We start from the raw sequence: 242 nt of genomic DNA, 5'->3' as shown, positions 1-242 counted from the left end.
TATGCGCCCGTAGCTCAATTGGATAGAGCGTTTGACTACGGATCAAGAGGTTAGGGGTTCGACTCCTCTCGGGCGCGTTTTCTTTCGGGAAGTGGCTCAGCTTGGTAGAGCACCTGGTTTGGGACCAGGGGGTCGCAGGTTCAAATCCTGTCTTCCCGATAATTGTTTGGGGCCTTAGCTCAGCTGGGAGAGCGCCTGCCTTGCACGCAGGAGGTCAGCGGTTCGATCCCGCTAGGCTCCAC

At 57.4% G+C, this 242-nt stretch carries 3 tRNA genes; all 3 read left to right on the top strand.

Annotation, left to right across the window (positions count from 1 at the left end):
- The first annotated feature begins 3 nt into the window (after positions 1-3).
- Positions 4-77 (top strand) — tRNA-Arg (locus KVT31_RS29910).
- A gap of 8 nt (positions 78-85) precedes the next feature.
- Positions 86-159, top strand: a tRNA-Pro gene (locus tag KVT31_RS29905).
- A gap of 9 nt (positions 160-168) precedes the next feature.
- Positions 169-241, top strand: a tRNA-Ala gene (locus KVT31_RS29900).
- The last annotated feature ends 1 nt before the right edge of the window (position 242 follow it).

The sequence above is a fragment of the Bacillus sp. GbtcB14 genome, from assembly GCF_019091205.1.
GTDB lineage: Bacteria > Bacillota > Bacilli > Bacillales > Bacillaceae_G > Bacillus_A > Bacillus_A cereus_AG.
This window is presented reverse-complemented; position numbering and strand designations above follow the sequence as displayed.